Below are 9,270 nucleotides of genomic sequence, written 5' to 3'. Positions count from 1 at the left end.
CCTACTGATTACAAGTCAGTTGCTCTACCAGCTGAGCTAAGTCGGCACTGCTTTAGTACGGGGCGAGATATTAGAGTAAGGTTTATTATGATGCAACTATAAAATTAAAAAAAATGTAATTTTTTAGCTTAAATGCTCACAATTCATGCAAAAGTGCTTAATTTTGCTGTTTTTCGTCGTTTTTACTTAGCTCATGCCAATAATTCAATCCTTTCATAACCAATAAAGAATCAAAAATACTGCCACTTATTTGTTGCTGTAACAGCAAACCGTAACCACCGGCGCACAAAATTTGTGGTTTTTGTTCGCCTGTTACGTGTTTAAGTTGATATTTGGCCTGTTCAATAGCGCCTAATGTTGCCACCAGTGCGCCATTTTTTAATCCGTTGGGTGTGTTTTTACCTAGCTCGTTTAAAAAGGGGGTATTGGCATCATCAAACACGCGCTGAGTATTTTGTGTTAATGAGCGAGTCATTAAGTCAAGGCCGGGTAATATCCAGCCCCCTAAGTGCTCGCCTTCGCCGCTCAATACATCAATAGTGGTTGCAGTGCCAGCATCCACAATAATACACGCTCTGTTTGGGTAAAGGGTAAAACCTGCCACCAGCGCAAGCCAGCGATCAATACCTAAATTGCTAACCTGTTCATATGCGCAGCTTAAGCCACTGAGATTTTTACTAACATGCGCCTCAAAACACGGGATTTTTTTTTGGGTGGCTAATGTGAGCGCGTCATTTAATAATTCACTGTTACCTACACAAGCATACACAACCTCAGTTATTGCTTGCCACGGCACGTCGCTCATAGAAACGGGCGTTGCTTGTTGCTCGCGCCATAAGGCCGCTTTTAATGACGTATTACCTACATCTATTAGCAGTTTCATAATTCGGCCTTTCTTAACGAGATTTCGCCGCCATAGTAACTTTTAACTTCGCCGTCTTGGCGAATACGTATTCCGCCGTGCTGATCAATCCCCTCACAAATACCCCGCCAGCTTCTGTGCCCCGTATTTAGCTCTACGCATTCGCCTGCAAAGGCGTTTAGGGCGTTCCACTGTGCGTACATACTGTTGAGCCCGTCTTGCTGGTAATCTGCCAAACGCTGCTCTAAATAAAAGGTAAGCGAAGCAACTAACTGGTTTTTATCAAGCGCGGTGGTGTGTTGGCTTAAATCGGTCCATGCTTGGTCAATCTGTTCGCTGGTGTTTTGCGGCATTTGTAGATTAATGCCAATACCAATGACTAGCTGACAAGGGCCTTGCGGTTGCCCATCTAGCTCAACTAATACTCCGGCTAGTTTTTGCTTATTTATGTATATGTCGTTTGGCCATTTAAGTTCAATGTCTATATCGTAAAGTGCTTTTATAGCATCGTATACCGCAAGCCCTACTGCAATTGATACACCCATAGCAGCTTGCAGGCCATCATCTAAACGCCAAAAATAACTGTAATATAAATTAGCCCCAAATGGAGATTGCCATACCCGCCCTCGCCTTCCGCGCCCGGCTTGCTGCATTTCGGCAACCACAACAGTGCCAGACTCAAGCGCGACTTTATTTTGAGTACGGCGCATTAGCTCGCTGTTGGTTGAATCTATAATAGGGTGTACTTCTACTTGGGCTGTATTGGCACCTAATGCATGGTAATGCTTGGTTATATCGGCTTGGTTTAGCAAACCCACCGCATTGTTTAAACTGTAACCTTTACCCGTCACTTTAAATATATCGAGCCCCATGTCTTGCAGTGTTTGAATATGCTTACTCACTGCAGCACGGCTTATACCTAGTTGCTCGCCAAGGGCTTGGCCCGATACAAAGCCACCTTGGTTAAGTGCATTTAATATAGCTAGTTTATTTCCATCTGGTGCTTTCATTACGCGTGCTCCGTAGTAATATGGCACTCACTATTTGTGTTTATAAGCCTTACTTCGTGCTCTAGCATTATGCCGTAACGTGTAAACACCGTATTTTGTATATGCGTGATCATAGTGATTAAATCGCTTCCTTTACTATCACCATGATTAACTAATACCAGCGCCTGCTGCTGATGCACCTCAATCCCTGCTACTGTAAAGCCCTTCAAGCCCGCTTGGTCAATTAGCCAACCTGCCGCCACTTTGTGATGGCTTTCCCCATAGGGGTAATGAGGTAAATCATTAAACCGCACAAGCAGCGCTTCTAAACGCGCATTGCTAATAATCGGATTTTTAAAAAAACTACCCGCATTGGCTAAAGTGTATGGGTTTGGCAGCTTAGCGTTACGAATTTCAATAACCTGTTCAAATACCATTTTAGGGGTGGGATTTTGCAATACTTTGAGTGGACCATAACTTAAAACTGGCTTCCACTTTTTAGGGAGCGCTAAATTAACTTGAGTGATCACCGCTTTGTTTTTTAAAGCATGTTTAAAAATAGAGTCACGATAAGCAAACTCACACTGTGCGTTAGTTAAAGTTACTTTGGTTTTTGTGGCTATATCAATGTATTCAACCGACTCTACAAATTGAGCGAGCTCAACACCATAAGCACCAATGTTTTGTACCGGCGATGCCCCAACAGTGCCCGGAATAAGCGCTAGGTTTTCAAGCCCTGCAATATTTTTATCAAGTAAATAGCTTACTAGGTTATGCCAATTCTCACCCGCAGCTGCACTCACTAATACGTCATTTTCACGCTCGGTAATAGTAATGCCCTTAGTGGCCATTTTAATTACGGTGCCTGCGTAGTTTTCTAAAAATATTGTGTTGCTACCTTCCCCTAATAAACAAAACGGAGCACTAAAACGGTGTGCTTTAAGTTGCTCAACCGAGGTTATTTCAACAAAATGCTGGCATTGATTGTTTAGTGCAAAGGTATGTAAAGGTTTTAATGAGTGCGCCACAAAGGTCTCTGAGTGTACTGGTAACTAATCGCAGTAGTTTACCTTATTGTCGCAAAGAATGTAAAAATCACTCAACCCGCTGTATCAATCATGATATAAAACCTGCACTTATTATTAGTGTTCAGGGTATTTTATGAAAATTAAACCTCTTTTTTTAAGCCTCGCTATGGCCGGTATGTGCTCGCAAGCAATGGCAAACGCGATTGATCAAAACTCATACGCCAACCTAGATGATGTGGTAACAACACACTTAAACCTTGATTTAGATGTCGATTTTGCCGACAAGCAATTAGAAGGTTTTGTTGAGCACACGCTAAAGTGGAACAATGACACGAGCAAAAAGCTGGTACTTGATACCCGCGACTTAGACATTGATAAAGTAATGTACCAAGACACCTCGGGCGATTGGCACAAAGCTAAATTTACACTGGCAGATCGCGATGATGTTAAAGGCTCAAAACTAACAATTACTTTAAAAAGCCAAGCGCCAAAAGTACGTATTTACTACAACAGCCGCCCAGAAGCATCTGGCCTGCAATGGTTAACACCAGAGCAAACAGCCAGCAAAACGCACCCGTTTATGTACAGCCAATCGCAGGCTATTCACGCTCGTAGCTGGTTACCAGTACAAGATACCCCTGCCATGCGCGTTACTTACTCTGCCCGTATTCATACACCAAAAGATATACGTGCCGTAATGAGCGCCGATAACAAAGACGCACTATACAAAGATGGCGACTACCACTTTGAGATGCCTCAAGCTATTTCGCCGTACTTAATTGCGATTGGTGCAGGTAATTTAGAATTCAAAGCCATGTCAAAACAAACAGGTATATTTGCCGAGCCTGAAATTTTAGACGCTTCGGTTGCCGAGTTTAACGACACCCAAGCCATGATCGACAAAACCAACGAAATGTATGGTGAGTATGCATGGGGCCGTTACGATTTATTAATGTTACCGCCTAGCTTTCCGTTTGGTGGTATGGAAAACCCGCGCCTTTCATTTATTACCCCTACCGTAGTTGCTGGCGATAAAAGCTTAGTAAACCTTATTGCCCATGAGCTTGCACACTCTTGGTCTGGTAACTTAGTTACCAACGCGACGTGGGAAGATTTATGGTTAAACGAAGGTTTTACCTCGTACGTTGAAAACCGCATCATGGAAGAAGTGTTTGGCCGCGACCGCGCCGTAATGGAGCAAGCTTTAGATGCAGCAGGCTTACGCGCTCAGCTTAAAACCATTGATGCGCCCGATACTCGCCTTAATTTAAAACTTAATGGCCGCGATCCAGATGATGCATTTAGCTCAGTGCCATACACTAAAGGGCAGCTATTTTTAATCTACCTAGAAGAAAAATACGGCCGTGATAAGTTTGATGACTTTGTTAAGACCTACTTTAATGAGTTTGCATTTAAATCGCTGACTACTGCGCAATTTGTTACTTATTTAAAAGCTAACTTAATTGAAAAATATCCAGGCGTTGTAAGCATGGATAAAGTGAATGAGTGGATTTTTGAGCCAGGTTTACCAAGCGATGCACCTAACCCCACATCGGATGCGTTTGATAAAGTAGATACAGCAAGCGCAGCATGGTTAAAAGGTGAAACAAGCGCAGCACAATTACCTACGGCTCAATGGACAGTGCACGAGTGGTTACACTTTTTAAATAACCTACCACGTGATTTAAGCTTAGATAAGATGAGCGAGCTTGATAAGCAATTTAACTTAACGCAATCAACCAATGCAGAGCGCGCGTTTGCATGGTTTATGTTAGCGGTAGGTAATGGTTACCAACCTATTTACCCAGCGCTTGATAAGCACTTATCAGGTATTGGCCGCCGTAAATTAATTGTGCCGTTATACAAAGCACTTATTAAAAATGGTAAGCGTGAGTGGGCACACGATGTATACATCAAAGCACGCCCAGGCTACCACCCGCTAGCACAAGGCACCATTGACGCTTTATTTGATAAATAAGCAACCTGTGCCACCCCAAAAGGTATTCACACCTTTAGGGTAAAACAGCAAAACCATTAAAAAAGGCCGATTTATCGGCCTTTTTTAATACTGTAATTTTCTCAAACTAAAACTGTAACTAAGTTCAGCGCAGTTAGCGCTTAACATTAGTAGCTTGAGATAAGTTTATTATTCAGCGCCTTGGTTCGTCACCTTTTCTAAAAAGGCCTTTCGCTCAGCAAGCGTGGCTTGCTGCCACCAAAATTCTAGCATTTGCGGTGCACTTGGCATGCCTTTGCCATTAATAGGCGCAATAGGCTTTATAGGTTGGCTTGGACGCGTTGGACCCGCTGGCACCGTATTTTGTAAAGCAGGCTTTTGACTTGCAAGCTGTGTATTTGAAATAACACTAAGCGGCTGTGCCACAGACGCGCCCTTTGCTTTTAAACTTACCTGTGGTGCCTCAGCAAATATTTTCGCTGATACCGCGTTATCGGCACGATTAAACACCATGTCGTAGTCTTTGTTATCTTCAATAGTAATATCTACCCAAAACGGTTCAGACTCTATTACCTCATGGTCGTCAAAGCCTAGCTCGTATAAATCGGTGTATTTTAATTTTAATCGATAAGACCCAGGGGCAAGTTCAATGTCGTCAACGCGGCTAAATAAAGAGCTTTCAATCACTCTTTCGCCGACTTGTAAAGGCACTAACTCTTCAGGAAAGTGAATATTTCCGGCACTTACTGACATACTCATCAATAGTGCCGCAGCTGCAGTTATTAACATTGGTTTACGCATAAAAACTCCTTTATTTGTTTTGAGTTTGACACTGCAAACAAAATTTGTCATTAGTGACTTTAAATTCAACCCTTACACTGAAACGATTATGAGCACAGAAACAATATTTACAAAAATTATTAACCGCGAAATTCCTGCCGACATTATTTACGAAGACGACACCACCCTTGCATTTAAAGATATAAACCCGCAAGCTCCTTTTCATGTGTTAATTATTCCAAAAAAAGCAATTGCCACTATCAATGATATTAATAGCGAAAACTCACATTTAGTTGGAAATTTATACGAGGTTGCTGCTAAATTAGCCAAGCAATTTAACTTTAGTGACGATGGCTACAGAGTAGTAATGAACTGCAATAAACACGGCGGGCAAACCGTGTATCACATACATTTACATATGCTTGCAGGCAAAGAAATGGGCTGGCCTCCGTATCAAGAAGCTAAAAAATTAAAAATTTAATAATAAAAATTCACTGGAATTATTAGTATTTAGCTAGTTACAAATGTTATGGTTTATCATGTATATAAAGTGAAAAATAATTACTTATTTGCAACATTTTATGTTTAAATAATCGTAAAATCGTACTTGTTCACAAGGCGAAACCCGACTTTCTAATACAAAAGGTGTGGAAGTCGTGATAAACTTAACTAGTCAGCTTTATAAAAAGAGTATAAAAACATGAGCAGTTCAGCCTTTTTGTTATTAGATCAAGAGCCAATTAACACCATTGGCATTAACGTTTTAGAACCTTTGTTAAAAACGCAAGGCCTTGACGTAACCACGGGTACAAATATTTTAGATGTACCAGAAGGGACTCGATTACTGTTCATTGAAACATCAAGTAACGATGCATGGGGTAAACTAAAAGAACAGCTAGTTAACCTGCGCACCAAGTGCGATATCGTATTATTTAACCTAGACGAAAACCCAGAGCTCGCTAACCGCGCGCTGTTGAGCGGTATTCGTGGCGTGTTTTATACGACAGATAACGCTGATGTATTAATGAAAGGTATTCGCTTACTTTTAGAAGATCAGCTTTGGTACAGACGTGACATTATGTGTAATGCATTAAACCGCATGCTGCAGTTTAATAAAGACGCACTACACAAGCTGACCGAAGGCGATATAGAGCCAATTAAACTCACTAAACGAGAAAAAGCAATAATCTCGTTAATGAGTAAGGGTTCTAAAAACAAAGAAATTGCTGAAGATTTAAGCATCAGCCCGCACACAGTTAAAACACATTTATACAGCGCATTTAGAAAAACTAAATGTCGTAACCGTATTGAGCTACTATCTTGGGCTCAACAAAACATTCCAGACGAAATTCGTTAATCAATTTCGTAATTTAAAAACAGGCACTTATGGTGCCTGTTTTTGTTTATGCTGCATGCTTGTTAAATTAATCGCTTTTTATTACTCTATTTAAAGTACCCATTGCTGGAACCTCTATGCTCGACTCATTTACCCTCTTTTTTGCCAGCATTGCCGTTATTATTGTAATGACCCTTCTTAACTTTTTAACATGGCGTACCAACAAAAGTACCCCAGGTACTCTGCTTTATATTTTTTACCCGGTTTTATTACTAGGCGCAGTAATTGGCTTTACGCTTATTGGCAAAACGCACAACCTTATTGTGATTAGTATTGCCAGCAGTATGATGTTTGGCGCATCAATTGTGCACAGCTTGGCCATATGCCAATTTTTAGATTATCGGGGTATTGGATTTAAGCTATTGTGCTCCTTTACCGCGTTTAGCGCCGTAATGTTGGGGTATTATTCTTTTATTGACCCTTCTTTACGCGAGCGAATTTACGTCTCGGATGTACAGCACATTGCAGAAGCCGCTTTTTTGCTGTTTTTATTTATTAAATATGCCCGAAAGCCCTACCCAAATGGCACCATTGTTTACATTTTAATATTAACTTTAGTTGGCCTGAGCTTTATTAGCCGCTCACTATTTATGGTTAATATTGAACAACCCCTGCTATTGCAAAGCCCATGGTTTAGCAGCTTACTGTTTTTAAATGGCGTTATTGCACCTATGTTTTATGCCGCCGGTATGGCGCTTTTGTGTAATGAACGCAGAGAAAAAAACCTTAACAAGCTGGCCGACAAAGCCCAAAAAGATTTAGAAATTAGAGGCCTGTTTTTATCAACAATTAGCCATGAAATTCGCACTCCCCTTAATGGCATATTAGGCAGCGCCCAATTGGTTATGAACCAAAGCACCGACACCCGCAATAAAGCCTATTGTGAGGCCATCATTAATTCAGCCGAGTCGTTAAATTTACTGGTTGATAAAGTGCTCGACTACGCAAGCCTAGATCAAAGTGATGAAGCACTTTACGAAGAAGACATTGAATTTAAAACCTGGTTAAACAATTTATGTTTATTGCTCAGCCCATTAGCGGAGCAAAAACAACTTAAGTTTGAACTGGTATGTAATATCCCTGAACAAGCCTGTTACTACTGCGATCAGCAAAAATTAAGGCAAATTATTATTAACCTTGTTGGTAACGCCATTAAGTTTACCGACCACGGTATAGTAAAAATTCAGGTTGATTTAATAAGTGACAGGCAACTTGAACACACCATTAAAATTAGCGTTAAAGACTCAGGCCCTGGTATCGAAAAAGACGAAATAGCCTACTTAACCGAACCCTACGTACAAAGTAGCGCCGGCAAAGAAAAAGGCGGCACCGGCCTTGGGCTTGCCATCACCAGCCGCTTACTAGAAAAGCTAGGCAGCCGCTTAGAAATAACCAGTCAATTAGGCACAGGTAGCGTATTTAGCTTTACCACCACCTTTACGCTAGGGGAGCTTAGTTTGGTAGAGCAGCGACATCAAAACAAAGACTACTTAACCGGCCTTGAAGTACTGCTAGTCGAGGATTTAGATTTAAATCAAAAAATTGCCATTGAATTTATGGCCGAAGATGAGCATAAAATAAAGCTCGCCAAAGATGGCAAAAGTGCTATTGAACTGCTGCAAACGCATCACTTTGACGTTATTTTACTGGATATGAACCTGCCAGACTTTACCGGCCAAGAAGTATTAAAACGACTGCAGCGTTTGGAGCATAAAAACCAGCGCACGCCCGTACTGGCTTTTACAGCAAGCTTAAGCCCTGATGAGGTAAAAGAATACTTAGCTCTGGGAATAAAAGACATAGTAGGCAAACCAATTAAGCAGCAAAAGCTTCGCCAAGCACTGAGTGATTCACAATCCAATCAAACTGCAAATATAGCTGTAGAGCTAGTAGACACCTTATACGACGAAACCGCAGCAGAAACGCTAACCAGCTCATTTAGTGAGGATGAAGTGTCGTCGATTTACAATGAATTTGTACTCTCAGCACGGACTAAACTAACCCGATGCCAAGAACTTATTGACCAGCAACCAGAGCAGTGCATTAAATTATTGCACCGCCAAGCAAGCACCGCGTTGCAATTAGGCTTTAACCGTTATGGTATTGAGCTTAAAAAAATAGAGCGCCGCCTGCTTGATAACAAACCCCATAATAACCTGCTAGATGAGGCGTTAGAGCTATGGCAGCGCAGCCTAGAACAATACTTAAAGTACGTGCGCGGGCAGTTGAGTTAATGGGCTTTTCAATTGCAGATTAAG

At 41.4% G+C, this 9,270-nt stretch carries 8 protein-coding genes; 4 read left to right on the top strand and 4 right to left on the bottom strand.

Annotated features, from left to right (window positions below):
• Positions 1–157 precede the first annotated feature (157 nt).
• The 3 genes from AN395_RS16350 to murB are packed head-to-tail and all read right to left on the bottom strand — an operon-like array spanning position 158 to position 2,879.
• Positions 158–883, bottom strand: coding sequence for a type III pantothenate kinase (locus AN395_RS16350; protein ID WP_054983626.1), 726 nt, complete (start codon positions 881–883; stop codon positions 158–160).
• A complete protein-coding gene (gene birA, locus AN395_RS16345; protein ID WP_054983625.1) occupies positions 880–1,872 on the bottom strand; it encodes a bifunctional biotin--[acetyl-CoA-carboxylase] ligase/biotin operon repressor BirA in 993 nt (330 codons plus the stop codon). The genes AN395_RS16350 and birA overlap by 4 nt, the downstream gene beginning before the upstream one ends.
• Positions 1,872–2,879: a UDP-N-acetylmuramate dehydrogenase gene (murB, locus tag AN395_RS16340; protein WP_054983624.1), complete on the bottom strand. Its 1,008-nt coding sequence runs from the start codon at positions 2,877–2,879 to the stop codon at positions 1,872–1,874. Before murB ends, birA begins: the two co-directional genes overlap by 1 nt.
• A gap of 133 nt (positions 2,880–3,012) precedes the next feature.
• Between murB and AN395_RS16335 the strand changes: the two genes are divergently transcribed.
• On the top strand, positions 3,013–4,857 hold the full coding sequence (locus AN395_RS16335) for a M1 family metallopeptidase (protein WP_029774313.1): 1,845 nt from the start codon (positions 3,013–3,015) through the stop codon (positions 4,855–4,857).
• Positions 4,858–5,025: 168 nt separating this feature from the next.
• On the opposite strand, the gene AN395_RS16330 is transcribed toward AN395_RS16335, so the two are convergent.
• Positions 5,026–5,637 carry a DUF2057 domain-containing protein gene (locus AN395_RS16330; protein ID WP_054983623.1) on the bottom strand — a complete coding sequence of 204 codons (612 nt, stop codon included), beginning with the start codon at positions 5,635–5,637 and terminating at the stop codon, positions 5,026–5,028.
• A gap of 88 nt (positions 5,638–5,725) precedes the next feature.
• Between AN395_RS16330 and AN395_RS16325 the strand changes: the two genes are divergently transcribed.
• The 3 genes from AN395_RS16325 to AN395_RS16315 all read left to right on the top strand — a co-directional run bounded on the left by AN395_RS16325 (position 5,726) and on the right by AN395_RS16315 (position 9,246).
• Positions 5,726–6,097 (top strand): histidine triad nucleotide-binding protein, encoded by a 372-nt coding sequence (locus AN395_RS16325; protein ID WP_004587493.1) that lies wholly within the window; start codon positions 5,726–5,728, stop codon positions 6,095–6,097.
• A gap of 219 nt (positions 6,098–6,316) precedes the next feature.
• Positions 6,317–6,973 carry a response regulator transcription factor gene (locus AN395_RS16320; RefSeq protein ID WP_004587492.1) on the top strand — a complete coding sequence of 219 codons (657 nt, stop codon included), beginning with the start codon at positions 6,317–6,319 and terminating at the stop codon, positions 6,971–6,973.
• A 116-nt stretch (positions 6,974–7,089) separates the two neighbouring features.
• On the top strand, positions 7,090–9,246 hold the full coding sequence (locus tag AN395_RS16315) for an ATP-binding protein (RefSeq protein ID WP_024033948.1): 2,157 nt from the start codon (positions 7,090–7,092) through the stop codon (positions 9,244–9,246).
• The last annotated feature ends 24 nt before the right edge of the window (positions 9,247–9,270 follow it).

The sequence above is a fragment of the Pseudoalteromonas sp. P1-30 genome, assembly GCF_001400005.1.
GTDB classification, from domain to species: domain Bacteria; phylum Pseudomonadota; class Gammaproteobacteria; order Enterobacterales; family Alteromonadaceae; genus Pseudoalteromonas; species Pseudoalteromonas atlantica.
Note: the sequence above shows the minus strand (reverse complement) of the source record. Positions and strands in the feature narration are given on the sequence as shown.